General features: G+C 68.0%; 22 protein-coding genes and 4 pseudogenes. 14 read left to right on the top strand and 12 right to left on the bottom strand.

Going from position 1 to position 23,860, the window contains the following annotated elements; all coding sequences use genetic code 11:
* Nucleotides 1–495: 495 nt before the first annotated feature.
* The 3 genes from ACWD26_RS22200 to ACWD26_RS22190 are packed head-to-tail and all read left to right on the top strand — an operon-like array spanning nucleotide 496 to nucleotide 1,611.
* A complete protein-coding gene (locus tag ACWD26_RS22200; protein ID WP_451272571.1) occupies nucleotides 496–867 on the top strand; it encodes a phage holin family protein in 372 nt (123 codons plus the stop codon).
* Entirely contained in the window at nucleotides 864–1,343 is a 480-nt protein-coding gene (locus ACWD26_RS22195; RefSeq protein WP_451272569.1) for a DUF3618 domain-containing protein, read from the top strand. The genes ACWD26_RS22200 and ACWD26_RS22195 overlap by 4 nt, the downstream gene beginning before the upstream one ends.
* Nucleotides 1,300–1,611 (top strand): DUF4235 domain-containing protein, encoded by a 312-nt coding sequence (locus ACWD26_RS22190; RefSeq protein WP_451272567.1) that lies wholly within the window; start codon nucleotides 1,300–1,302, stop codon nucleotides 1,609–1,611. Before ACWD26_RS22195 ends, ACWD26_RS22190 begins: the two co-directional genes overlap by 44 nt.
* 445 nt (nucleotides 1,612–2,056) lie before the next feature.
* Here ACWD26_RS22190 and ACWD26_RS22185 read toward each other — a convergent pair.
* The 4 genes and pseudogenes from ACWD26_RS22185 to ACWD26_RS22170 all read right to left on the bottom strand — a co-directional run.
* Nucleotides 2,057–2,369, bottom strand: a pseudogene (locus ACWD26_RS22185) (tyrosine-type recombinase/integrase); the annotation flags it as partial.
* 169 nt (nucleotides 2,370–2,538) lie between these two features.
* Nucleotides 2,539–2,772, bottom strand: coding sequence for a hypothetical protein (locus tag ACWD26_RS22180; RefSeq protein WP_451272783.1), 234 nt, complete (start codon nucleotides 2,770–2,772; stop codon nucleotides 2,539–2,541).
* The gene (locus ACWD26_RS22175; RefSeq protein ID WP_451272767.1) at nucleotides 2,769–3,089 is read right to left on the bottom strand and encodes a hypothetical protein; all 321 of its coding nucleotides are present in this window, start codon (nucleotides 3,087–3,089) and stop codon (nucleotides 2,769–2,771) included. The genes ACWD26_RS22180 and ACWD26_RS22175 overlap by 4 nt, the downstream gene beginning before the upstream one ends.
* Before the next feature lie 574 nt (nucleotides 3,090–3,663).
* Complete coding sequence (locus tag ACWD26_RS22170; RefSeq protein WP_451272565.1) at nucleotides 3,664–3,924, bottom strand: CorA family divalent cation transporter; 261 nt, start codon at nucleotides 3,922–3,924, stop codon at nucleotides 3,664–3,666.
* 473 nt (nucleotides 3,925–4,397) lie between these two features.
* Between ACWD26_RS22170 and ACWD26_RS22165 the strand changes: the two genes are divergently transcribed.
* From ACWD26_RS22165 to ACWD26_RS22150, 4 genes and pseudogenes are all read left to right on the top strand, one after another.
* Entirely contained in the window at nucleotides 4,398–4,682 is a 285-nt protein-coding gene (locus ACWD26_RS22165) for a DUF805 domain-containing protein (RefSeq protein ID WP_451272563.1), read from the top strand.
* Nucleotides 4,683–4,699: 17 nt separating this feature from the next.
* A complete protein-coding gene (locus tag ACWD26_RS22160; protein WP_451272561.1) occupies nucleotides 4,700–5,179 on the top strand; it encodes a hypothetical protein in 480 nt (159 codons plus the stop codon).
* A 146-nt stretch (nucleotides 5,180–5,325) separates the two neighbouring features.
* Nucleotides 5,326–5,499: pseudogene (locus ACWD26_RS22155) on the top strand (IS256 family transposase); the annotation flags it as partial.
* Nucleotides 5,500–5,627: 128 nt separating this feature from the next.
* Nucleotides 5,628–5,900 (top strand): hypothetical protein, encoded by a 273-nt coding sequence (locus ACWD26_RS22150; RefSeq protein WP_451272781.1) that lies wholly within the window; start codon nucleotides 5,628–5,630, stop codon nucleotides 5,898–5,900.
* 118 nt (nucleotides 5,901–6,018) lie between these two features.
* Here ACWD26_RS22150 and ACWD26_RS22145 read toward each other — a convergent pair whose 3' ends face one another.
* The 7 genes from ACWD26_RS22145 to ACWD26_RS22115 all read right to left on the bottom strand — a co-directional run bounded on the left by ACWD26_RS22145 (nucleotide 6,019) and on the right by ACWD26_RS22115 (nucleotide 14,262).
* Entirely contained in the window at nucleotides 6,019–7,101 is a 1,083-nt protein-coding gene (locus ACWD26_RS22145; protein WP_451272559.1) for a protein kinase family protein, read from the bottom strand.
* Between the two features lie 88 nt (nucleotides 7,102–7,189).
* Nucleotides 7,190–8,191, bottom strand: coding sequence for a carbohydrate kinase family protein (locus ACWD26_RS22140; protein WP_451272557.1), 1,002 nt, complete (start codon nucleotides 8,189–8,191; stop codon nucleotides 7,190–7,192).
* A gap of 159 nt (nucleotides 8,192–8,350) precedes the next feature.
* Complete coding sequence (locus ACWD26_RS22135) at nucleotides 8,351–9,775, bottom strand: glycoside hydrolase family 32 protein (RefSeq protein ID WP_451272555.1); 1,425 nt, start codon at nucleotides 9,773–9,775, stop codon at nucleotides 8,351–8,353.
* Between the two features lie 115 nt (nucleotides 9,776–9,890).
* The gene (locus ACWD26_RS22130) at nucleotides 9,891–10,763 is read right to left on the bottom strand and encodes a carbohydrate ABC transporter permease (protein ID WP_451272553.1); all 873 of its coding nucleotides are present in this window, start codon (nucleotides 10,761–10,763) and stop codon (nucleotides 9,891–9,893) included.
* A gap of 2 nt (nucleotides 10,764–10,765) precedes the next feature.
* Nucleotides 10,766–11,692 carry a carbohydrate ABC transporter permease gene (locus ACWD26_RS22125; RefSeq protein WP_451272551.1) on the bottom strand — a complete coding sequence of 309 codons (927 nt, stop codon included), beginning with the start codon at nucleotides 11,690–11,692 and terminating at the stop codon, nucleotides 10,766–10,768.
* An 86-nt stretch (nucleotides 11,693–11,778) separates the two neighbouring features.
* Nucleotides 11,779–13,041, bottom strand: a complete 1,263-nt coding sequence (locus tag ACWD26_RS22120) for an ABC transporter substrate-binding protein (protein ID WP_451272549.1) — start codon at nucleotides 13,039–13,041, stop codon at nucleotides 11,779–11,781.
* A gap of 186 nt (nucleotides 13,042–13,227) precedes the next feature.
* Nucleotides 13,228–14,262: a LacI family DNA-binding transcriptional regulator gene (locus tag ACWD26_RS22115; protein ID WP_451272547.1), complete on the bottom strand. Its 1,035-nt coding sequence runs from the start codon at nucleotides 14,260–14,262 to the stop codon at nucleotides 13,228–13,230.
* A gap of 267 nt (nucleotides 14,263–14,529) precedes the next feature.
* Between ACWD26_RS22115 and ACWD26_RS22110 the strand changes: the two genes are divergently transcribed.
* From ACWD26_RS22110 to ACWD26_RS22080, 7 genes and pseudogenes are all read left to right on the top strand, one after another.
* Nucleotides 14,530–17,463: a GH32 C-terminal domain-containing protein gene (locus tag ACWD26_RS22110; RefSeq protein ID WP_451272545.1), complete on the top strand. Its 2,934-nt coding sequence runs from the start codon at nucleotides 14,530–14,532 to the stop codon at nucleotides 17,461–17,463.
* 111 nt (nucleotides 17,464–17,574) lie between these two features.
* Nucleotides 17,575–19,542, top strand: a pseudogene (locus ACWD26_RS22105) (LamG-like jellyroll fold domain-containing protein); the annotation flags it as partial.
* Nucleotides 19,443–19,883: pseudogene (locus tag ACWD26_RS22100) on the top strand (hypothetical protein); the annotation flags it as partial. The pseudogenes ACWD26_RS22105 and ACWD26_RS22100, both read left to right, overlap by 100 nt.
* 192 nt (nucleotides 19,884–20,075) lie before the next feature.
* Nucleotides 20,076–20,465 carry a GH32 C-terminal domain-containing protein gene (locus tag ACWD26_RS22095; protein ID WP_451272765.1) on the top strand — a complete coding sequence of 130 codons (390 nt, stop codon included), beginning with the start codon at nucleotides 20,076–20,078 and terminating at the stop codon, nucleotides 20,463–20,465.
* A 418-nt stretch (nucleotides 20,466–20,883) separates the two neighbouring features.
* Complete coding sequence (locus tag ACWD26_RS22090; RefSeq protein ID WP_451272543.1) at nucleotides 20,884–21,039, top strand: hypothetical protein; 156 nt, start codon at nucleotides 20,884–20,886, stop codon at nucleotides 21,037–21,039.
* Nucleotides 21,040–21,170: 131 nt separating this feature from the next.
* Complete coding sequence (locus tag ACWD26_RS22085; RefSeq protein WP_451272763.1) at nucleotides 21,171–21,662, top strand: nucleotidyltransferase domain-containing protein; 492 nt, start codon at nucleotides 21,171–21,173, stop codon at nucleotides 21,660–21,662.
* 394 nt (nucleotides 21,663–22,056) lie between these two features.
* On the top strand, nucleotides 22,057–22,305 hold the full coding sequence (locus tag ACWD26_RS22080) for an integrase (protein WP_451272541.1): 249 nt from the start codon (nucleotides 22,057–22,059) through the stop codon (nucleotides 22,303–22,305).
* Nucleotides 22,306–22,593: 288 nt separating this feature from the next.
* Here the strand turns inward: ACWD26_RS22080 and ACWD26_RS22075 are convergent, their stop codons facing one another.
* Complete coding sequence (locus ACWD26_RS22075) at nucleotides 22,594–23,778, bottom strand: CorA family divalent cation transporter (RefSeq protein WP_451272539.1); 1,185 nt, start codon at nucleotides 23,776–23,778, stop codon at nucleotides 22,594–22,596.
* Between the last annotated feature and the right edge of the window lie 82 nt (nucleotides 23,779–23,860).

Raw genomic sequence — 23,860 nt, 5'->3', positions numbered from 1 at the left:
GATGCCGGCCGCGCACACGCACGGGCCGGCCCGCTCGAACCTGGAGAGCGGGCCGACCCTGCGCGCCGGGCAGCCCCAACCACCGAGCGCACACGGGACAAGCCGGCCAGGCCGCCGCCACGACTCCTTCAGGCCGCACCGTGCGCATAACCCGGAAGCGGCGGCCCAACCCTCGAAGTGCCGACACGGCATCCGTTGCGTCGCGGCAGGGGTCATCAGGCGCGCAGCTCCCGGCGAGGAGCTCTGGCTGTGCTTGTCGGCAGTCGCGTCCCACCCTCTGTCTCGTCACGCTGCCGGCGAACCACTCGAACAAGGGCCACACCCACTGCCCTGAACTGGGCGGCTCGGGGTACCCGAGTGTCTGCCCGAGGACCGGGACGCCGCGAGGCGGACCCGCGAGCAGGACGAGACGGACGGGAGGTGATCGCCATGTCGAGTACGCAGCCGCACCACACCGCGCCTGGGCGAAAGGCGCCCAGCGCTGACCAGGAGCCGGTGAGTGAGCTGGTGCAGCGGGCCTCGCAACAACTCACGGAGCTGGTGCGCGGCGAACTGCACCTGGCACAGGCGGAGATGAAGGAGAAGGGCAAGCGCTACGGCAAGGGCGGGGGACTGTTCGGCGGCGCCGGAGTGGTCGGGTTCCTGACCTTGCAGGCCCTGGTGGCCACCGCGATCGCCGCGCTGGCGGTGCCATTGCCGGTGTGGGCGGCGGCGCTGATCGTGACCGCGGTGCTGGGTGTGATCGCCGCGGTGATGGCGATGAGCGGAAAGAAGCAGATCGACCAGGCCGCTCCGCCGACGCCGGAGCAGACGATCGAGAACGTGAAGGCCGACGTGGCCGAGATCAAGGGGAGTGCCCACCGATGACGCAGCCGCCTCACGACGAGAAGACCGCATCCAGCCCCGAGGAGCTGCGTGAGCAGGTCGAGCAGACCCGCGAGGAGCTCGGTCAGACGGTCGAGGCGCTCGCGGGCAAGGCCGATGTCAAGGCCCGCGCCCAGGAGAAGGCGACCGAAGGCAAACAGCAGGCCACCGCCAAGGCCGGCGAGCTGAAGGAACAGGCCGCCGTCAAGGCCGGGGAACTGAAGGAACGGGCCGCCGACCTGGCACATCAAGCACAGGACAAATTGCCTGATCCGGTCAAGGACATGGCCGCCCAGGCCGCCGAGCAGGCCCGCGCGAAAGCCGCTCAGGCGGGCCAGGTATGGGAGGACAAGGCACCGGAGCCGGTACGGCAGAGGACGGCCCAGGGGGCGCAGCTGGCACGGGACAACCGCCCCCTGCTGCTGACGGCCGTCGGTGTCGCCGTCGTGGTGTGGCTGGCCTGCCGCCGCAAGGGGTGACACGGGGAAGGCATCGAAGATCGCCTACAAGCCGGTCGGTCTGGCCCTGGGCGCCGTCAGCGGCATGCTCGCCGGCGGTATGTTCAAGCAGGCGTGGAAAATGCTCGGCCACGACGAGGACGCCCCCGACGCCACCGACGAGAACCGCACCTGGAGCGAAGTGCTCCTCGCCGCCACTCTACAAGGGGCGATCTTCGCCCTGGTCAAAGCCACCGTCGACCGAGGCGGCGCCACCACCCGCCAGCTGACCGGCACGTGGCCCGGCTGAACCGGCGCGCCAAGGGGTGCCGGTACTGGCTTGGATACCGGCCCCCCTCCTTTGCACTGCTCCCCGCTCGGAGAGATCAACACGGCCGTGTCTGCTCAGCACGTGATACCCGCCTTGGCCGCCGCAGCGGCCGTCGGCATCGTCCTGACCGTCCGACTGGTCGCCACCCGCCGACATGACCGACCACACGGTGCCGGCGCAGATTTCCGGCGCTGGCACCATAGCGCCCCATGCTGCGACGATCGTGCGGAACAAGTGGCGGCCTCCGCAGCCGTAACGCCGGATGATGCAGCCCTTCTCGCCGTCCGGGATGCCGAACATCATGTCCACCATTGCTGGCAGCGAGTCCAGACACACCCCGATCCTCCCGACTGAGAAGGGCCATCGAAACACCTTGTGCATAGGGCACTTGTACGGCGATGTTCGGCAGGGCAGGGAGGGCGTCACCGACCAGCCGACGGCCACGAGCCCGCCGGTAGCCACCCACGTAGGAGACGGCGGTCAGCAGATCCCGCGCTTGGTAGGGGTTTGCCACCACCCGCGGTCACGGTGTAGTGGAGCGCGTGCGCCGGCACTTTGCGCTTGCGGCGCACCGTCTCCATCATCGCCTCGCCGCCGTCCAGCTTGCGGCGCAACGACTCCAGCACATCACGCGCCAGGACCGGACCATGCAGGTCGACCAACGGCCGGGGCGCCTTCGCCACCCACTGAGCGGTGTGCATGGTGAAGATGCACACCGCTCGTTGGGGCTTGGGGAGGGCACCAAACGGCGCTCGACGCGGCAAGAGGCGGTCTCCTCGGGCGGACCTTGATGCCCTGAGCCGGCCAAGCCGTACGACCAGGCTGCTCCGATGTCGGCGCGCAGAGCGAGTGGTTGAGGGAACTTGTTCTTTCCCCGGTGGGCGCCCCTGCGCCCACCGACGGTGGCTATTCGCCAGGTGTGCCGACGGGGCCGTAATACGCCGCTTGCATGATCTCCTGCAGGTCGTCGAGCATCGGCATCCGCGGGTTGGCGGGCGCGCACTGGTCCTCGTAGGCGTTCAGGGCCTGCTGGGGCAGTGCCCGCACGGCGTATCCACCGGTGAGAACCAGTGGGTTCGGCGAACCGAGCGCGATTACATCCGCCAGGAGCCGCGTGTGCAGCTCCGGCATGTCCGTCACGCGGCTGCCCGGGTACGGGAGGCGAGCTGGGGGAAGGCGTCCTCCCATACGGTGCGCACGGTGCGACCGATGAGGGTGCGCAGCACCGGCCACAGCTGGAGGAGCAGGTCCTGGTTGAGGTAGCGGGACAGGTCGTCGCGCAGGCCCTCGTGTGGGACGGTGCGGTACAGGCCCATACGCTGGCGCGGCTTGCCCAGGTCGTACGAGGTCATCCCGGACCAGGCCATGTGCAGCGGCAGATGCACGAGACCGCGGGTCGGCCCGTGTAGCTCGTCCAGCGACTCCGGTAGACGGCGCCGGAACTTTTCCCGGTACAGCGCGAGGTCCTCGGCGTCTGCACTCGAGAGGTCCTCGGCCCGGGTGCGGTGTGCTGCGGGTGGGAGGCCATGCCCCCATTATGACGGCCGCCAAAGCGGTGGGGGTCGTGAGCGAGCAGGACACGCGCTGCCGACCGCATACGCACTCGACCTTGCACGCGCCGTCGGAGGCCGTTCCTGCACATGCTGACGTCGACTGCCTTCGCGGGCTCGAGAGGGACGGGCGGATTGGCGCCGGCATCGGGAGCCCACACAGGGACGGGGGCTTGTGGCTCCATTCATGGCGCCAATGTCACTGTCTGTTGTCCGTTGCGGGTGCAGCAAGGTCGGCCGGCGAGATGCCGGGCGGGGAACGGGGCGGGGTCGAAGTTGCAGGCGCGGGACCTGTGTCGTCAGCCGATTCTCCCCAATGGCTTCAGGAGAGTAAAAGACCTGGTCAGAGGCTTAACTGAGGCAGGTAGACGAGATCCTTTGCATTACTTCTCCCCAGGGACTCCCCAGAGCCGATTCTGGCCCGATCCGTACCCGGTGCGAGAGCAAAGGCCGCAGGAGAACTGAGCTCGGCAAGGGGGACTCAGAGCCAGTCCCGCCGCTTGAAGATCACGTACAAACTTGCGCAAACCACCCCCATCAGGCCGATCGCGAAGGGGTATCCGAAGCTCCAGCCCAACTCAGGCATGTGCTCGAAGTTCATGCCGTAAATCGTTCCCACCAGCGTGGGAGCAAACAGGATTGCCGCCCAAGACGAAATCTTCTTGAAGTCATCTTCCTGGTGGCCCTGACCTGCGGCTACGTGGTCCTGAGCGGTCCTGACCTGCGCTGATGCTTCCTTCATTGCCTTTCAGGTTGGTGCGGCGTTACGCAGCCGATTCTCCCCACGCGCTCCCCAGCGCGGCCGAAACTCCCCAGATTCTCCCCAGGGGAGTCCTCTCGGAGGCGAGATTCGCTTGGGCAAAGCGATCACAGTAAGTGATGCGTGTATGCGCTGACATGGCCGTCGAGTGATTGTGTCCTTGGCGGTGTAGGTGGCGAAGTGCCCAAGCGTCCCGTTCTGCTGGGGCTGCGTCCGGTCAGCGCAGTTGGCGCGCTGCCTGTGTACGCCGAAGGGCTCTGCGGCGTCGGGCAAGGCTGGGGGCGTGGGCGCGTGAGTCTGTCGGTCCGTACCTTCTGGGACTGGTGGCTGAACCTGGCTGGTACTGCGGGTGTGTCCATCCTCGGCGGCGGACAGCTCCAGCCCATGGCAGCGGCCTCGTCCATCGGCGGTTGCTCAACTGCGGCGGGGAGGGGTCCCCGTAGGGACGGCCTACCGTGCTCGTCGACGTCGGCGACGGCATCATCTGCTACATCGCCGGCTTCGCCCCGACCATCACCTGGGAGGTCGGGGTCGTCGCACTCGTGTGGCTGCTCATGATCGTGCCGATGCTGGGCGTCTTCGTACGCAAGTTGCACGACACCGGCCGGAGCGGCTGGTCGTGGTTCTGGTCCTGGATCCCGTTGATCGGGCTCATCGGGCTGTTCGGGTTCCTCTGTGAATGCGGCGGCCCGAAGACCAACAAGTACAGCCGCCTGCGGGGCACGAAGGTGGATTGGTGAGAGGCGAGGGGATGGATATGCCTGCACGAGTGAAGCGCGTCGCGACGATGGTGGTCGTGGGCGTACTGGCCGTCGGCGGTTGTTCGTCGGCCAAAGATACGGACACATCCGAGGCCAAGCAGTCACCCAGCGCCTCCAAGCCCGCTGAGCCCTCCACGCCCTCCAAGCCCGCTGAGCCCGCGTCCCCGAGCCCGTCCCCGACCGGCCCGCTGCCCAAGGCCGAGGACGGCAAGGACACCGGATCCTGCAAGGACGGGAACTGCGAAATCCTTGTCACCGAGCCGATGGACGTCGTGATCGGCGACGGGTATATGCACGTGACCGTGCAGTACTCCACAGTCACCCTCATGCGCTTCGAGTCCTCGGAATTCCTGGGCTATGTGAGCTTCGGCGACGGCGGGGAAGCCACGTTCTCCACATCGGGCGGCAAGGAGACCACCGTCGACGCCACCGCGGTCAACAAGGACGGCGCCGTACTGAAGTTCAGTACGAAGTAGCTCCGCAGGGTGGAGAAGGAGGAGCAATGCTCAGGACTTGTGGATCGGCTCCCCGGGAGCGCGCGAAGGGCGTACCTTCCCGGCTGATTGATCGACCAGTCACCGAGTAGGCCCGCGTTCGCAGCGCGGGTCGGGAAGGCACGCCCGTGCTCAGCGTAGTGAACACTGACGGCACCACCGAGACCGGCTCCCTGATCGACGAGATCGTCCGCGAGGGCGCCCGCCGGATGCTCGCCGCCGCGCTGGAGGCCGAAGTCAACCATTACATAGCCGAGTTGGCCGCCGAGACGGACGAGGCCGGGCGCCGCCTGGTGGTCCGCACTACCACTGGTTCCGCGCCCGCCTCGAACGCGGTGTCCTGCACGTGCACGACCGCCCGCTCGATGCCGCACAGGCGGGCAGGATGCCCGGGGCCGAGGGACGTGCCTCTGCCGAGGGGGCGCCTGACGTGCTGCTGCACAGCCTCGTCCAGCGCGCCGACAGCCGCGAGGACGCCGTCCCCGACTACCACCAGCGCCGACCGGTCATGTGGCAGATCGAACTCTCCAGCAGCGGCGACAGCGAGCCGCTGATCATCGATCTGCGCCCCGCCACAGGGGACAGGCCACGGCAGGTCACCGCCCCCTACACCGGCCGCTCCGGTAGGACCCCGCCGCCGTGCCCGAGCCGCGGAAGAAGCAGCGGCGCAAGGAGTCGCGCCTCGATCCCTACAAGCCTCTGATTGACGGGATGCTGCGGGCCGACCTGGACGCTCCGCCCAAGCAGCGGCACACCACCCAGCGGATCTACGACCGCCTGGTCGAAGGCCATGACGCCGACGCCATCGGAGCAACGGGGTCTCACTTCCCTGACCTTGATGCGCCAGCCAGGGCCCGCTGGACCTCAGCCGCGGGGAAGGGAGTGTGCTTGCTCTGCGTAAGCAGTCGATGATGGAAGTCGTCCAGGACGATTGCGTGCGGAGCGTGACGGTCGATGATCGCGACAATGTCGGGCGGAACGTCGGCGGGTTGGCGGCCGTCGACCCATTCGCGCAGGAAGGCCCCGTGTTCGGTGCCACCACGCACGTCGTCCGGCAGGTGGTGGCGAAGCAGGTGGTTCGGTGCGTAGGAGCGGTCGTACACGAGGTGATCAACGAGGAAATCGCGCTCTTCCGTTGAGAGCTCAAAATCGCGGCTCAACGCGAGCCCGAAGTCCGCGAAGTACACCCGCTGGCCGTCGGTGAGCAGATTGGCGAAGTGCGCGTCAAAGTGGACCAGTCCGCGCGCGCTCATGAACTCTGTCCCCCGCAGCAGCGCATTCTCGACCCATCGATAGGGCGACTCGCCTCCCGGACCCGGCGGGGCGGCATCACGGCTATCGCCGAGCCACTCGGCGAGCGTCTGTGGCACATGCTCCAGGAAGAGCACCAGGCTGAAGGAGGACCTTCCGATGGCCTCCAGCCGACGGCGCACGGCCAACGAGCCCTCCCAATGCGCCACGGCCCCCTCAACGCCGCCGAGCCCGTCAACGAAGCCGGCAGGGGGACTGTCAGGCAATACCCGCCAGTGATAAAGCAGCGGGAAACCTGCGTACTCGTTCTTCAGTGCCCAGCCTGTCGTCATGATGTGCGCGGCCAGCTCACGCCAGGCACCGAACCCCGCCGACCCCACCCCGTACTGGTAGAAGAGAGGAAGATCGAACACGTTTGCTGTCGACCGCACGTGCTCCGGCTGCAACTCGATGTCCGTCAGCGGGACCCGCTTGACGAAGACGCGTATCCCCTCGACCTCCATCTCCGCCGACCTACCGCCGATACCGGAGCCGAGACTCGGCACGGCGGACACCGCATCCTCAAGCCGACGGTCGCTGAACAGGGACAGCCGTGCTCCCACGGCCGCGTAAGCGGACACTCGCGCGGCATGCCCTGACTCGGTCACACCCATCGGCGGCTCCAGCTGACATCAGAACTGACTTCTGTTGATCATGCCAGGGCAGTGAACGCGAGTCCCGAAGTCGTCGACAAATGACTCCCTAAAAAACCTCCACAGCCATGAAGCGGCGTTCCCCGGAGAGGAACGGAGTTGCCAGGTCTTCTGCCCTGGGCGGGTTCGCGCCGGGGACGGAGCAGGTCAGGGCGGCGACGTGGGCGGCGAACGAGCAGGCATCGGCGACGTCTTCGAGGCTCAGCCGGTCGAGTCGTCCGCCGAGGTGGCCGAGGGCGGCGAGGCGGTGCAGCAGGCCGGCGGTGAAGGAGTCTCCGGCGCCGACGGTGTCGACGATGTCGATGGCCGGGGTCGGGACGGTGGCGCGGTGGCCGTCGAGGGAGGCGAGTGCGCCGCGTCCGCCGAGGGTGATGACGACGAGGCGTGCGCCGGCGGTGTGCCAGGTGTCGCAAGCCTCTTCAATGCCGGCACCGGGGAGGAGCAGGGCGAGGTCGTCCTCGCTGAGGCGGAGGATGTCGGCGAGGGCGCACCAGCGAGGAAGCCGCTCTTGGTAGGCCGAGGGCGGTACGAGCAGGGGGCGGACGTTGGGATCGATGGATACGGTGGCGTGCTCGCGGGCGCTGGCGAGGTGGTCCTCGATGTGGCCGGCGCCGGGTTGGCGTATCAGGGCGAGGGATCCGGTGTGCAGGCAGACCGCGTGGTCCTGCTGGGTGGCGGCGAGTTCGGCGGCGGTCCATTGCCAGTCGGCGGCGCTGTCGGCGTAGAAGGTGTAGGTGGCCTGGCCGGTCTCGTCGAGGTCGGCGACGGCGAGAGTGCTGGGCTCGGGGGCGCTCACGCTGCCGGTCAGGTCGACGCCGGAGGCGCTGAGGCGGTCTCGGAAGAGGGTGCCGAAGACGTCGTTGGAGAACCGTCCGAGGAAGCGGGTGGGCGTGCCGAGCCGGGCAAGGGCGACGGCGGTGTTGGCCGGGCCGCCGCCGGGCAGGGCGCGCAGTGCGAGTTCGCCGAGGCTGGACCGGCCAGGGTCGGCGAAGGTGTCGGCGACGCACTCGCCAAGGACGGTGACACTGCTGGGGGAGCCGTGTCGGGTCATGGTGACTCTCTGCCTTTCTGAGGGAGGGAGTGGGGCTGCCGCTCCCGTGCCTGGTCCGGCTGGTACGCCGAGGTCGACGGGTAGGTCGACGACGGTTGCCGTCCTCACCCGCTTCGAGGTGAGGACGGCGTTTTGAGGACACGTAGGACAGGCGGCGCGTTACGCGTCCTGCCCTTGGCTCGCCAGCAGCGGTTCCTGACGGATTCCGCCCGGGGTCAGGTTCCATGCCTCGACGGTGAAGTCGCTGCGGCCCGTGCCTGTCGTGCGGGCCTGGAGTCGCCAGGGTCCCTCGGCCAGCGGATAGAACCTGAGGGTGAGGACCCGGCCGTCCCCGAGATAGACCTCGGCGATCGAACGGTCCACGATCACGCGCAGCTCCACGGGGGTGCCGGCCGTCGCGGCTGGGCACGGGACGGCATACGAGCCTCCCCGCGCCCTCGCGTCCAGTGACGCGTGGCCGCGGTCCACGGTGAGCTGGCCGGTGGTGGGATCGAGGCTGATGTCGAGGTACTCGGTGTCGTCCGCGGAGGTGACCAGGCGCAGGCCGCTCGTGCCGGTGGCGTCCGGGGTCAGGACGGCAGTGAGGTCGAAGGTGCGGCTGACCTGGCCAAGTTCGGCCGCCCCGGACTGTGTGACGTGCCCGGTGCGGTGCAGTACGCGTTCGCCACGCAGCGCGAGCAGTTCGCGAGCGGGGCGCTGGACCACCGTTCCGTCGGCGGCGAGGGTCACCTCGCGGGGGAGGGTGAGGGTGCCTGCCCAGCCTGCTTCATGCGCCCAGGCGTCGTCGCGGGCCTCCCACGCCCAGCCCCACAACAGCCAGCGGTCCTCCCCCGGGGCCCTCAGCAGCGCGGGGGCGTAGAAGTCGGGGCCGTGATCCAGCGGCACCGGGGCCGCGGCCGCCGTGAAGCGTCCGTCCTGCTCGCGGCCGGTGTGGACGGTCGTGTGGCTGGGGCCGCCCTGCGGGGTCCAGTCGCTGATGATCAGGACGCCGCGGTCGCCGAAGGTCGCGTACTGGGGGCACTCCCATCCGACCGGGCCGGAGCCGGCCGCGGCATCGCTGGCATGGAAGGGGCCGCGGTACTCCCAGTGCTCCAGGTCGTCGGACTCGTACAGCTGCGCCGCGGCGCGGTTGTCGGCGAGGGCCGAGCCGACCAGCATGCGCCAGCGGCCGTCCTGCTGCCAGACGTAGGGGTCCCGGTACATGGTGGTGTCGGCGGGCGGCTCGGGGATGAGCAGCTCCGGGCGCTTGGCCCAGGTGATTCCGCCGTCGTACGACTCGGCGGTGGTCACCGGCTGCCACCAGCGATCGTTGCGGTGGGCCGAGTAGAAGGCCACCACGCGGCCGTCGTCGGAGACCGCGTTTCCGGAGAAGCAGCCGTCGGCGTCGTAGCCGCCGGGAGTGGGGGCGAGGGCCACCGGGAGAGGTTCCCAGTTGATCAGGTCGGGGCTGCGGTAGTGGCCCCAGTGCACGTTCGAATGCCGCGGGCCGTACGGGTTGTACTGGAAGAAGACGTGGTAGTGGCCGTCGTGGAAGACCAGCCCGTTGGGGTCGTTGATCCAGTTGCGCGGGGGGCGCAGATGCACGGCCGGAAGGTGGGGGTCAGCAGGCGGCGTGGACACACGGGGCCTTTCTCGGGGTGCGCGAAGCACAGGGGAAGAGCAGGAGTGGAGACGCGGCGCGTGGCGCGAACGTGCGGGCTCAGCCCTTCACACCCGTCGACGCGATGCTGCCCACGAACGACCGCTGGAACGCCACGAACAAGGCGAGGATCGGCACAGTGATCAAGGAGGAGTACGCCATGATCTGCCCCCAGCCCACGTTCAGCTGGAAGAAGTAGGAGAGGCCCACCATCACCGGGCGCAGTTCCTCGCTCTGTACCACCATCAGCGGCCACAGGTAGGAATTCCAGGAGGGCAGGAAGGTGAGGATGGCGACGGTGGCGACCGCCGGGCCGGACAGCGGCATGACGATGCGGCGGTAGATGGTGAACCAGCCGGCTCCGTCCATGACTGCTGCCTCGTCGATCTCCTTCGGGATGCTCTGGAAGTACTGGTGGAAGAAGAAGATCGAGAAAGCGTTGGCGACCAACGGCAGGATCTGCACCTGGTAGGTGTCCATCCAGCCGGTGGCCCACTCCAGGTGGAAGCCGTTGACGCGGAGCAGCGGCAACTGGTTGATCCACCACACCAGCGGTACGGCGAAGGTCTCGAACGGCACGATGAGGGTGGCGATGACGGCGGTCAGGACCGCCTTGCGGCCGGGCATGCGCATCCGGGACAGGGCGAAGGCGGCCATGCTGTTGACGACGATGCCGAGGACCACGGTGATCGACGAGATCAGCACGGAGTTCAGCAGGAAGCGTGCCGCCGGGACGCGGTCGAACACACCCGTGTAGTTGTCGAGCGACAGGGCGCCGACCGGCACGAAGGCACGCCAGGAGCCGAGGTCGGCGAAGATCTGGTCGTCCGGCTTGAACGACGAGACCACCATGAAGACGAGCGGGAGTGCGAAGACCAGGGCGAGGACGACGCGGCCTGCGTGACCGCCGAGGTGCTTGAGGAAGGAGGTCATGGTCAGTCCTTCTCCCGGGTCAGGAAACGCTGGACGAGGGACACGGTCAGGACGAGCACGAAGAAGACCAGTGAGATGGCCGCGGCGTACGCGGTCTGCTGCTGCTCGTAGCCGGTGCGCATCGCCTGGTAGACGACGGTGGTGGTGGAGTCGAGCGGGCCGCCCTCGGTCATCACGTTGATCTGGGTGAAGAGGCCGAACGCCTGGATGGTGATGGTGACCAGCACGAAGGTGCGGGTGGCGCGCAGTCCGGGCCAGGTGACATGGCGGAAGCGGTGCCAGCGGGTGGCGCCGTCGAGGTCGGCGGCCTCGTACAGCTCGGCGGGGATGGTCTGCAGGCCCGCCAGCCAGATGATCATGTGGAATCCGACGCCCTGCCACACCGACATCAGGATGATGGCGGGCATGGCGGTGGCCGGATCGCCCAGCCAGTCCCGTCCCTCGACATGGCCGAAGGTGAGCGCGGAAAGGATGTGGTTGACCAAGCCGTCCTGCCGGTAGAGGAAGGTCCACAGCAGGGACACGACCACCATCGAGGTGACGACCGGCAGGAAGTAGACGGTGCGGAAGAAGTTGACGCCCCGCACTTTCGCGTTCACCAGCAGCGCCAGCACCAGGGCGAGCCCGGCCTGGAGCGGGACGACGACGGCGGTGAAGTACACCGTGTTGCGCAGGGACTTGAAGAAGACCGGGTCCTCGAAGAGCCGGGTGAAGTTCCTGAGGCCCGCGAAGCGGGCCGGGGTGGGCGAGACGAGCCGCGCGTCGGTGAAGGCCAGGGCGAAGGTGAGGGCCAGCGGTACGAGGACGAAGACGATCAGCAGGACGACGGCCGGGGTGGCCATGCCGAGGGCGGTGAGGCTCTCACGGCGACGGGCGTGAGTCGTTCGGGTTCGCCGCACCGGCCGCAGCCGGGCGAGGGCTGCGATCATGGTGGTCACGGTAGCTCCAGGGGGGTACCGGTCCGGTTCGGGCGCGCGGGGAAGGCGCGGTCGGGCCCGAACCGGACCGGAGCGGGTCAGCCGGTGTAGTAGTTGTTCGACTTGAGGTCGTTGTCGATGTCCTTCGCGGCCTGCCCGAGCGCCTTCTGGGGGTCGGCCCCGGACAGGATGTCCTGGGTCGCCTTCTGGAACTCGGTGGAGATGTAGGGGTAGGCCGGGGTGACCGGACGCACTACCGCGAACTTCCTCGCGAACTGGACGAAGACGTTGAACTTCCCGCCCGGCTGGTAGTCGGCGACCTGCTTCGCGGCGGCGTCGGTGGCCGGGATGGTGCTGGTGGCCTTGGCGTAGTCGACGAAGTACTTGGTCTGGCGGGAGAACTTCAGCCACTCCTGCGCGCCCGCCTTGTTGGAGCAGGTGGAACTCATGGCCCACTGCCAGGAGGCGCCGCCGATCTTGGGGCCGTCGCCGAAGTCGACCGGCGGGATGATCGCGAGGTCGTCGCCGAGCTTCTCGGCGTTCTTGGTCGCGTTCCAGCTGCCGTCCCACTGGATGGCGCTCTTGCCGGCGAGGAAGTCCTTGTTGGGGTCGGCCCCGGACTTCTTCGACAGGTACCCCTTCTTCACGAGCGAGCCGAGCCAGGTCGCCCACTCCACGGACTTCTTGCCGTCGAGGGTGCCCGCGGCGGTCTTGTAGCCGTCGCGGTTGATCAGGTCGCCGCCGAAGCTCTGCAGCTGCGGGGAGTACGCGTACGGGTACCACTCGCCGAGGCTGCCGGTGCCCATCTCCAGCGGGTACTGGAACTTCCCGCTCTTCTTCAGCTTGGCCAGCGCGGAGTCGAACTCGGCCTTCGTCCAGGGCTTGTCGATGGTCGGGATGCGGATGTCGTAGTCGTTCAGCACCGACTTGCGGGCGAAGTAGGTGAGGGAGACGTCGTAGAAGCCGAACGCGTAGACTTTGTCCTTGTAACGGCCGACGGTGCTGGGCAGCTGGTCGGACAGCGGGACCTCGCTGCCGGAGACGTCGATCGGGGACAGATATCCGCCCCAGGCCCAGTTCGGCACGTTGGGGCCGTCCACGTCGAGCAGACAGGGGAGCTTCTTGGCGGAAGCGGCTGCCATGACGGAGTTGTTGTAGTCGCTCTGCGGGAACGCCTGGAGCTTGACCTTGTACTTGCTCTGGGAGCCGTTGAAGTCCTTGATGATCTTCTTGACGACGTCGAGCTCGGTCGAGTTGCCGGCGTTGTGCGTCCACAGGGTCAGCGTGTCGCCGTCGGCTCCGGACGTGCTGCCGCCGCTGCCGGTCGCGCATCCGGCGACCAGCGCGGTCGCCGCTGCCACAGCTACACTCGCACCAGCGAGGCGCCTGGTTCTGAACACCACGAGGGTTCCTCCATCTCACTGAGGCGGGTCTTGCAGGACCCGCCTGGGCGACCGGTTGCAGCGGTCGCTGTTCTTGGTGGTCGTCCCGCCGCCCGGGGGTCTTCGCTCCGGGCGGCGGGACAACCGTCTTTCGGGTGCCAGGTCTCAGCTCCCGGCGGGAGCGCCGATGGAGGCACGTTCCCGCAGCGGCATGGGCACACGGTGGACGACTGCTTCGAGCGGTTTCTCGCTGAGGATCAACTCCACGGCGAGGCGGCCGAGTTGGTAGTGGGGCAGTTTCAGCGTGGTGAGCGCCGGGCGCAGTACGGACGCGATGTCCTGGTCGTCGAAGGAGACCACCGACACGTCGCCGGGCACCGACAGGCCGGCCTCGCCGAGTGCCTGGTAGGCGCCTAGGGACACCCGATCGGCCAGGCACACCAGCGCCCGGGGGCGGTGGCCCGCCGCGAGCAGGGCGGAGACCTCCCGGTAGCCGTCCTGTGTGTCCCAGTCGCACTCGATGACACCGTCCAGGCGTGCGCCGCCCTCCCGCAGGACCTCTTCCAGGCCGCGCATGCGCTCGTTGCCGGCGATGATCCCCTCGGGTGTGGCGGGGACGGCCTGGTGGCCGCCGATCGCCCAGATGCCCTGGGTGTGGCCGGCCGCGAGCAGGGCGTGGGCCGCGTCCCGGCCGGCCTGGAGCTCGTCCGGGACGACGGACGGCGCGTCGAAGCCAGGGGCCAGGCAGTTCAGCAATACCACCCGGCGCCCGAAGAGCTCCTTGGGCGGTGTCACGTACCGGGTGAACATGGAGGCGTAGATCACCGCGTCGACTTGGCGGTCCAGCAGCGCGTGGACCAGCGAGGACTCGGCGTCGCGGTCGCCGCCCGCCTCCGTGATGAACAGCAGGTTGTCCCGTTCGCGGGCGGCCTCCATCGCACCGCGAATCACGTCGCCCGCGAACGGGGTCGTGGTGATCCGGTCCGAGACGAACCCGATGGTCTGCGTCGACTTCGTCCGCAGGCTGCGCGCGGTGACGTTCGGGCGGTAGCCCAACTCCTTCGCAGCGTCCAGCACCTTCTGGCGGGAGGCATCGGAGATACGCATGTCGGTGCGACCGGACAGGGCGAACGACGCCGTCGTCGGCGAGACGCCCGCATGGCGGGCGACATCGGCCATGGTCACACGACGTTCAGACATCTGCCGCTCAGCTCCGTTGTTAAATCGGATTAGCAAGTTGCGAAGAGATTGATGCGCCCGTGGCCAGATGTCAACACCGCAGACATCTCGAATAAGAAAAGTGGAAGATATGTGCCGATTTGCCCGCCTGTCTTGTAACTCCCAGGTAAAACGGTATGCATTAGCTCTTGCGTTAGCAGGAGCGGGGCGCGAACGATGCCGAGCCATCTCGCTTAAACCGATTTGGCAGAACGTCAGACCTGCCGCGCGCCACCCAGGAGCCCGCCCATGAGGAGAAGAACAGCCCTCACCGTCGTGTCCGCCGCCATCGGCGGGGCCGTCGTACCGCTCTCGTTCGCTTCCGCTTCCGCCGCCGCGGAGGGCCGACGCGGCCCCCAAAGTCCCACCGCCCGCTGGGACTTCGACGAGCGCGGCGGCACGGTCGCCCGGGAGGCGGTCTCGGGCTCCGCAGACCCCATCGACTACGTCTTCGAAGACGCCCGCTACAAGCCGGACACCGACCCCGTGCGGCGGCGCGGAGTGCGCGGCCGGGCGCTGTACTTCGACGGCTACTCCACCGTCGTCACCGCCAAGGGCCCCGGCAAGCTGGACCCCGCCCAGGGCCTGACCATCGACGCGTGGATCGCCCCCTATGCCTACGAGCACGGCATCGACGGCAAGCCCCAGGCCCTGGTCAACCAGCACAACCCGGACGCGAAGACCGGCTTCCTGCTCGGCCTGCGCCGCTTCGGGCAGATCGTCTTCCAACTCGGCTTCGGCACCGACCTGATCGAAGTCAAGGGAGACGCGGACAAGCCGGCCTCCAAGGGCCGATGGACCCACGTCGCCGCCAGCTACGACCCGGCCGCACACCAGCTGCGCCTCTACCGCGACGGCCGCCTCATCGGCACCGCCACCACTCCCAACAAGGGCCCCCAACTGGCCCCCAACGAGCCGCTGTTGATCGGCCGGCACAACAGGCCCACCCTGCTCAACGGCGAGTTCCACGCCAACATGTACATGGGCCTGATGGACAGCCTCGTGATCCGCCCGGGCACGCTGGGCGACGCGAAGGCGCAGCGGGAGCACTCCGACACGATCTCGGCGCTGCCCGGCCGTCGTGTTCCCCGCCCGGACCTGACCCCGAACCGCTCCCGTTTCGACGGCGACCGGCACCGTCCCCAGTTCCACATGGTGCCGCCCTGGCACTGGATGAACGAGCCGCACGCACCCGTGTACTTCAAGGGCAAGTACCACATCTTCTACCAGCACGATCCGCTCGGCCCGTTCTGGGGCCAGATCCACTGGGGACACGCCGTCAGCACCGACATGGTGCACTGGCGGGACATGCCCATAGCCCTCGCCCCGGCAAGGGACTCGGTCGGGCCGGACGGGATCTGGTCGGGCTCGGCGTACGTCGACGGCGACCGAGGGCCGGTGCTCTTCTTCACCGGCGGCGACGACCGGCTGCCCTACCGTCAGCGCACCGGGATGGCCGTTTCCTCGTACAAGACCGACCGCGACACGGACCTGCCCACCTGGACCATGAAGTCCGAGCCGGTCACCGAGGCCCCGGCCGGTCTCCCCGCCGGCCCCGGCACCGCGTGGGCGGAGAACTTCCGCGACCCGTTCGTCTGGGAGGAGGACGGCGTCTGGTACCAACTGGTCGGCAGCGGCATCGTCGACTACGACGGCACCCGGGTCACCAAGAAGCACGGCGGAACCGCACTCGTCTACACCGCGCGCAGGCCCGAGGGACCCTGGACGTACCGGGGGCCGCTGCACTGGAACGACCTCGCGAAGGTTCCCGAGCCCGGAGAGGTCTGGGAGCTGCCGGTGCTCCTCCCGCTCCCCGGACCGAAGGGCAAGCGCACCGGCAAGCACATCCTGCTGGTCTGCCCCTGGTGGGAGGCGTTCAATCCGAACGCGGTCAAGCACACGTACTACTGGATCGGCACCTTCGACAAGCGCGCGTGCCGCTTCGTGCCCGACCACGAAAAGCCCCGCGAGTTCGACTTCGGCGAGCACTTCACCGGCCCGTCCGGCTTCGTCACCCCCGACGGCCGCTCGGTGCTTTTCAGCATCACCCAGGACCGCCGCAGTGAACAGCAGCACGCCCAGTCCGGCTGGGCCCACAACGCCGGCATGCCGGTCAGCGTCTCGCTGCGCCAGGACAAAACCCTCGGTGTCGAGCCGATCGAAGAGGCGGCCGGACTGCGGGGCCGACGACTGGTCAAGATCCGCCAGGCTTCGGTGAAGGAGGCCGACCGCCGACTCGCCGACGTCTCCGGCGACATGCTGGACATCGAGGCCGTCATCGAGCCCCGCGACGCCACCACCGTCACCCTGGCCGTCCGGGCGAGCGCCGACGGCAGTGAGCGGACTCTGCTCTCCTATGACACGAGCAAGCACCGCTTCTCCATCGACCGCGGCCGTTCCAGTCTCGACCCGGACGTCCGCAAGGGGGTCCACGGCGGCACGGTCGAACTCGTCGGCGGACAGCTGAAGTTGAGGGTCCTGCTCGACCGTTCGATGCTGGAGGCGTACGTCAACGGCACCAACAGCCTCACCAGCCGCGTCTACCCGACCCGGAAGGACTCCACCGGCCTTCGGCTGACCAGTGAGGGCGGCTCCGCCCGGGTTCTCTCCCTGGACGTCTGGCGCATGAACGGCGCCTACGACACGTCCGTCGCGCCCGCCGCCTACGACCCGCCGCGCCCGACGAACGTCGACGCCCTGCCCAACCACGATTTCGCCACCGGCGACCTCACCGGATGGACCGTCGTCTCGGGCACCACCTTCAGCGACGCCAACGTGACCACCCGCACCGACTGGGGCTGGGGCGGACCCTTCTACCAGGCCGAGACGGAGGACGACCCGGCCGGCCACCACCTGTGGGGCTTCAACCCGAACGCGGGCGGCGATGACGCCACAGGCGTGGTCCGCTCCGCCACCGTCGTCCTCGGCGGAGACGGCGTGGTCGACCTGCTCGTGTCCGGCGGCAACGACCTCGACCGGCTCTACGCCGCCGTTGTCCGCGCAGACGACGGCAAGGTGCTGGCCAAGGAGACCGGGCGTGGTGGCGAACAGTACCGCCGTGTCGTCTTCGACCTGTCCGAGCACATCGGCGAACGGATCTATGTCGAGGTCGTCGACAAGGCGACGGGCGGCTGGGGCCACATCAACGTCGACGACGTCAACGTGCCCGTCCAGCGTTCCTGACCACCGTCCCATCCACGTTCCACGCTCCCGGGGGCCCTGTCGTGGGCCCGCGACCAGGAAACGCACTGATCAGCCTGCTCAACACACCTCACCACATCACCGGAGGTATGCATGCGCACGCGTTCACCAGCGACATCCAGGACAGGGCCCCCGGGCAGCCTGCTACGCATACTGCTCGTCCTCGTGGCATGTCTCGGCATGACGACACCCCTCCTGTCGGGGCAGGCCGGCGCGAGCGAGAGCACCCTGTCCAACCCCGGCTTCGAGACGGGCGACCTGAGCGGTTGGAGCACCACAGGAACCGCCTTCAACCGATCAGTCACCAACCAGCCGGGCTGGGGATGGGGCTGCTGCTTCAACCAGCAGGGCACCTACCACCTGTGGGGATTCGCGGGCGGCGGCGATGCCCCCACGGGCACCGTCACCTCCGAGCCGTTCACCCTGACCGGCACCGGAATGGTCAGCGTCCTGGTTTCCGGCGGCCGTAACGACGACCAGCTGTACGTGGCTTTGACGACACTGGACGGCACCGTCCTGCACAAGGCCACCGGCACCGACGACGAGGCGTACCGCCGCGTCACCTGGGACGCCCGAAAGCACCTGGGCGAGCAGTTACGCATCACGGCGGTCGACCAGGCCACCGGCGGCTGGGGACACATCAACCTGGACGACGTGAGAGTCGGCCTGGACAAGGCTCCGGACCCGGGCCTTGCGGGACTCGCCGCCTACTGGGACTTCGCCGAGGGCCAGGGCACCGCGACCACGGAGCGGATCAGCCAGAGCGCGGACCCCATCAGCTACGTCTTCAACAACGCGGTCTACAAGCCGAACAGCGACCCACTGTGGCGTACCAAACGGCAAGAGGACGGCGTTCTCTCCGGCGCCCTTCTCTTCGACGGCTACTCCACCTGGGTCACCCGCGCCGCATCGCAAACACAGCTCCCCACGGACGGCATGACCGTCGAAGCCTGGGTCGCACCGCGCGCCTTCGAATGGGGTGACGAAGGCAAGCCCTCGGCCATCGTCAACCAGCAGGACAAGGCAGCACGCCGAGGATTCTCGCTCGGCGTCGGCCGACACGGCATGTGGCAGTTCGGCATCGGCACCGGTGACGCCTGGTACGAGACAGCGGTTCCCCAGGCGGCAGCTCTGGCCGCGGGCAAGTGGGCGCACATCGCGGCGGTCTTCGCTCCGAGCGAGGGCACCATCAGCCTGTACCTGAACGGCGAGCGGGTCGCCCGGACAGCCATCCCCGCCACGGCCCGCCTGGCCAAGGCCGACGTTCCCCTGCTCATCGGCCGCCACAACCAGCCCGCCATCATCAACGGCACCTTTGCCGTGAACATGTTCAACGGCCTGGTCGACGAGGTGAAGGTCCACACGGACGCGCTCACCGCCGAATCCGTGCGAGCCGGCCACAAGCAGGACATGCGGACATTCGCCGGGGGCAGCATCCCCGAAGCCCGTATGGCCATGGACCGCTCACGCTACGACGGCGACCGCTACCGCCCGGGCTACCACTTCTCGGCCCCCAACCACTGGATGAACGAGCCCCACGCCCCCATCCAGGTCAACGGCAAGTACCACCTGTTCTACCAGCACAACTCCCACGGCCCCTACTGGCACAACATCGGCTGGGGGCACGCGGTCAGCGAGGATCTGGTGCACTGGCGCGACCTGCCCGTCGCCCTCGCCCCCACCGCGGGGAGTGTGGCACCCGACGGTGTCTGGTCCGGCGACACGACCCTCGACGAGAACGGTGTCCCCGTCCTGCTGTTCACGGCCGGCAACGATTCCCAGCGCCCCAATCAGGCAACCGGACTCGCACGCCCCGTCGACCCCGGCGACCCGGACCTGGTGGAGTGGAAGATGCACCCGACCCTGGTGACCAGCCAGAGCGCCGATCTGGACGTCGGCGCCGGACGGAAGGTCCGCTTCGGGGACTTCCGCGACCAGGACGTGTGGAAGGAGGGCGACACATGGTTCCAGTTGGTCGGCTCGGGAGTCCAGACCACCTCAGGCCAAAGTGTCGGCGGGACGGCGCTCCTCTACACCTCCAAGAACCTCACCGACTGGACCTACTCGGGGCCTCTATGGTCGGTGACGTGGCGGCCCACCCCAAGACCGGCCAGGTCTGGGAGCTCCCCACCTTCCTCCCCATCGGCAAGGACGACCAGGGACGCCAGCGACGGGCACTGCTCGTCAACCCGTCCTTCCCCGACGGCCCCGCCGACTACAGCAGCAAGTACGTCTACTACTGGGTCGGCACCTGGGACGCCCAGGCCCGCCGATGGACACCCGACACCACCGAGCCCAAGCTGCTCGATTACGGCGATCACTTCACCGGGCCCAGCGGAACGGTCGACGACAAGGGGCGCTCCCTCGTCTTCAGCATCGCGCAGGACCGGCGCACCGAGCGCGCCCACTACGACGCCGGCTGGGCCCACAACGCCGGACTCCCCGTCCAACTGTCCACGCGACCTGACGGAGACCTGGGAGTCGGCCCGGTCGAGGAGGTCTCCCGGCTCCATGTGGGCGAACCACTCCTCAACATCAGCGAACCGGCCTCCGTCGCCGACGCCAACGCGCGCCTGGCAGACATCAAGGGGGACATGCTCCACATCAAGCTGACCCTGGAACGGGGCAGCGCCGGCACCTTCGGACTCGACGTGCTGCGCAGCCCCGGTGACGAAGAACGGACCCGTCTGTTCTACGACTCCCCGGCCGGACAGCTGGGCGTCGACCGAACACGATCCGGAAACAACTCCAGCGTCGACGCCAACCTGGGCATCCAGAAAGGTCCGCTGACGCTCTCCAACGGAGAACTGTCACTGGATGTGTTACTGGACCGCTCGATGATCGAGGCATACGCGAACGCGCACAAGTCCATCACCACCCGCGCCTACCCCTTCCGGCAGGACTCTCTCGGCCTGCGGCTCTTCGGCGACGGCAGTGTCGTCAAGTCCATGACCATCTGGAAGATGGGTAACCTGACCGACTGACTCAGCGCAGTCCCCGCCCGCCGGCATCATCGACCCGGTCGGCACGCCAGTCGTGCCGACCGGGTCGATGAGTTTCTGGCTATCCGATAGCTCCTGCCGCTCGGGTCGCCGTGTCGCCAACAAGCGGTTCCGGCGGTGTCAGATCCCATGCCCCGACCGTGTACGCGGCGGAGGCCACGTTGCCCTCTTCCCGACCGCTCCGGGGTCCAGGGGCGACGCCGGCCAGGCCCTGTGGCTCCCATCTGCACGTGCCAAGGGCCGTCGCCGACGAGGTAGACGGGCAGGGTGAGGGTGCGGCCGGAGGCGGTGAAGATCTCCGCGACCGGACAGGCAGCGCCTTCCCCGCAAGGCGGAAGGCCCCAGCATAGCGGGCCTCCCGGCGGCCGACCGGACCGGGCTCGACCCGCTGCGCCGACAGATGTACGAGCAGCGCGACGCCCGCATGGCCGAGTTCACCGCGCAGCGAGACGAGTGGTTCGAGCGCCGGGCCGTCGAATCCCGCCAACGCGCCGCCAAGAACAGGAAGTTCGCCGCTGAGGTGCGCGCCAGGTTCCTCGCCCGCACAGGGGGCTGATCCCCCCCAGGGCATCCACGGCAACACCTCCGATACAAGCAAGTGGATCGAGGTATGGCCCCCTCCGGTCGCCGGCCCGACGGGGAATTCATTCGCGGCCCTGGACGGACGCTTCTAGTCTGCGTCAGGTGATGACAGCTGACGACGTGTTGTTCGTTCTGACCCTGCTACGACAGGCGCAGGCCGGCGTCTGGATCGGTGGGGGATGGGGGATCGACTCTCTGATCGGCGAGCAGACGCGAGACCACCGCGACCTGGACTTGATGCATCGGCAGGACCAGGAAAACGCCGTGTTGGCAGCCCTCCATGAGGCTGGCTTCGTTGAGACCCTGAACTGGAGGCCCATCCGATTCGTCGTGACGGCACCGGACGGACGCGAGATTGACCTCCACCCGCTGGTCTTCGCCGACGACGGCTCAGCAGTGCAGGCATCACCCGAACCCGAGCGTCCATTCACCTACCCGTCCTCATGCTTCGTGACGGGCACCATCCATGGGACGTCAGTCCCGTGCTTGTCCGCCGAACAGCAGGTCTACTTCCACCAGGGCTACGAGCCCTCGGAACGCGATCGTCACGACATGGCACAACTCCGCCGCGTTTTCGGCATCGCTACACACTTTTGATCCACGTCAGCGGGCGGAGACCTCCTCACGCTGAGTGACTGCTCGGGGTCTCCGAGCCGCCAACTGTCAATCAAAGGACCCGCCAACCAGAGATCAAAGGCGTTACGTGACCAGCAGGTCCGGCTGCGGCACCCGCCAATTACCGATCAAAGTCACAGTGGATTGATGTCCCTGGGGCGCTGCGGCAGCCGTCAGAGCCCCAGGGGCGGATCATCGCTCTCGACGTGAGAGGGTGCCAGCAGCTCCTGCCCCAGTGTTCGTTGAAGTGGGTTGCACGAGAGGCGGGTGCCCGGTCCCGCTCATCCTGACCACGATGTACGGCAATGCCATCCGCGCGAATATCTTCAACGTCGACGTTTGGGAGCCTGCCCTGGCGGCTGCTGGCGTCATCCCCATGAGGGAGAAGGACGAGCGCTGGAAGGCGTCCCGCAAGGACGGTTTCCACGTGCTCCGGCACACGTACGCCTCGATCATCCTCGAATCGGGCGAGTTCGTTGTCACCCTGGCCCGCTGGCTCGGCCACTCGAGCCCGACCATCTCCCTGGACTACTACGCCCACTTCATGCCCGAGGCCGGTGGTAAGGGGCGTGGTGCCATCGACGCCCTGCTGGGCCGCCCTTCTGAGGTCGCTGTGGCCACATAGAAGAAACGATTACTCGAAGCCCGCGAGAAGGAGGGGCGCAGCATCGCTGCGTCCCTCCTTGGCATTCCGCCGTCCGGCAAGCCGCTTACTCTGAGTGACAATCGGTGCTTCCAGTGGCTGGGGCTGCGTGAAGACCTGATCGAGGCTGGCGCTGCCAGCGGGGGAGGAAACGGCGAAGCGGAGCGCGTTTGATTCTCCCCAGATTCTCCCCAGCGCTCTCGGAGGCGTTCGAGATGTCCGCGATCGGGGGTCTCCGATCTATGGAGTGGGCACTCACCCGGTGGTTACTCAGAGCCAATCTCGCCGCTTGAAGATGAAGTACAAACTGGCACAAACAAGCCCCATTAGGGCGATCGCGAAAGGGTATCCGAGCACCCAGTGCAACTCCGGCATGTGCCTGAAGTTCATCCCGTAGATCGTCCCGACCAGCGTCGGCGCGAACAGGATGGCCGCCCAAGACGAAATCTTCTTGATCTCCTCGTTCTGTTCGAAGCCCGCCTCCGCCAACGCGCGCATCTCCGCGTTCTGTTGCTGGGTGACGAGGGTGGCGTTGACCGTGAGGATGTCAGTGAGGGCCTGGCGGAAGCCGTCGACGCGTTCGCTGGTGTGGGTGACGTGGTCGGCGACGTCGCGGAGGTAGCGCTGGAGTTCCTCGTCCGTCTCGTACTTGGTGAAGCCGGCCATGAGGCCGTGGAGCATGCCGGCGAGGGGGCGGGTGGCGCGCTGGAACTCGACCATTTCGCGGGAGAGTTCGTAGATGCGGCGGGAGACCTCGGGGTCGCCCCGGAAGACCTCCGTCTCGATCTCGTCGACGTCGTTCTGGACTCCGGCGACGACGGGCGCGTAGCCGTCGACCACCGCGTCGAGGATGGCGTAGAGGACAGCCTCGGGGCCGAGCTTCAGCAGTTCCGGGGTCTCCTCCATCCGGTGGCGGACCGCCGAGAGGTCGGGCGCCGCGCCGTGCCGGACCGTGATGACGAAGTCGGGCCCCACGAAGACATGCAGCTCGCCGAAGTCGACCTCCTCGGGTGCGTCGAGGTAGCGGGCGGCGCGCAGGACGACGAAGAGGGTGTCGCCGTACCGCTCCAGCTTGGGGCGCTGATGGGCCTCCATCGCGTCCTCGACGGCGAGCGGGTGAAGGTCGAACTCGGCTGCCAGGGACAGGAGTTCATCCTCCGTCGGCCGGGCCAGCCCGATCCACGCCATCCCGGACGGCGCCTCCCGCAGCTCACGGTAGGTCTCCGCCAGCGTGTCGGGGGAGGAGACGCGTACGCCGTCCTGGTACAGGGCCGCCTCGACGACGCTGGCCGCCCGCTCGGCCGTGACCGGAGCCGCCGGCTTCGGGTTCGGGGGTGTGGATCCGGCGGGCGGTGTCGACGGAGGGGGCAGCGCGCGGCGCCAGACGGACTTCCGGCCACCCTTCGAGACGGGTCCGGCGCCCTTCGGGGCCGGGCGGGCGCGTCGATCGGCCATCGCGGATGCCTCCCGAGTTGCACGTACGACTATGTGATCAACGAGCAGGATATACGGGGCAAACGCCGCGGGAGCCGGTGGG

Source organism: Streptomyces sp. NPDC002787 (assembly GCF_053592095.1).
The sequence above is the reverse complement of the archived record's forward strand: the minus strand, read 5'-3'. Positions and strand labels throughout refer to the sequence as shown.

Coding starts and splice junctions, on each gene's coding strand:
- ACWD26_RS22195 (WP_451272569.1), top strand. CDS start 864: ATGACGCAGCCGCCTCACGACGAGAAGACCGCATCCAGCCCCGAGGAG.
- ACWD26_RS22170 (WP_451272565.1), bottom strand. CDS start 3,924: ATGAAGGAAGCATCAGCGCAGGTCAGGACCGCTCAGGACCACGTAGCC.
- ACWD26_RS22160 (WP_451272561.1), top strand. CDS start 4,700: ATGCCTGCACGAGTGAAGCGCGTCGCGACGATGGTGGTCGTGGGCGTA.
- ACWD26_RS22145 (WP_451272559.1), bottom strand. CDS start 7,101: ATGGGTGTGACCGAGTCAGGGCATGCCGCGCGAGTGTCCGCTTACGCG.
- ACWD26_RS22140 (WP_451272557.1), bottom strand. CDS start 8,191: ATGACCCGACACGGCTCCCCCAGCAGTGTCACCGTCCTTGGCGAGTGC.
- ACWD26_RS22130 (WP_451272553.1), bottom strand. CDS start 10,763: ATGACCTCCTTCCTCAAGCACCTCGGCGGTCACGCAGGCCGCGTCGTC.
- ACWD26_RS22125 (WP_451272551.1), bottom strand. CDS start 11,692: ATGATCGCAGCCCTCGCCCGGCTGCGGCCGGTGCGGCGAACCCGAACG.
- ACWD26_RS22115 (WP_451272547.1), bottom strand. CDS start 14,262: ATGTCTGAACGTCGTGTGACCATGGCCGATGTCGCCCGCCATGCGGGC.
- ACWD26_RS22110 (WP_451272545.1), top strand. CDS start 14,530: ATGAGGAGAAGAACAGCCCTCACCGTCGTGTCCGCCGCCATCGGCGGG.
- ACWD26_RS22095 (WP_451272765.1), top strand. CDS start 20,076: ATGCTCCACATCAAGCTGACCCTGGAACGGGGCAGCGCCGGCACCTTC.
- ACWD26_RS22090 (WP_451272543.1), top strand. CDS start 20,884: ATGTACGAGCAGCGCGACGCCCGCATGGCCGAGTTCACCGCGCAGCGA.
- ACWD26_RS22085 (WP_451272763.1), top strand. CDS start 21,171: ATGACAGCTGACGACGTGTTGTTCGTTCTGACCCTGCTACGACAGGCG.
- ACWD26_RS22080 (WP_451272541.1), top strand. CDS start 22,057: ATGAGGGAGAAGGACGAGCGCTGGAAGGCGTCCCGCAAGGACGGTTTC.
- ACWD26_RS22075 (WP_451272539.1), bottom strand. CDS start 23,778: ATGGCCGATCGACGCGCCCGCCCGGCCCCGAAGGGCGCCGGACCCGTC.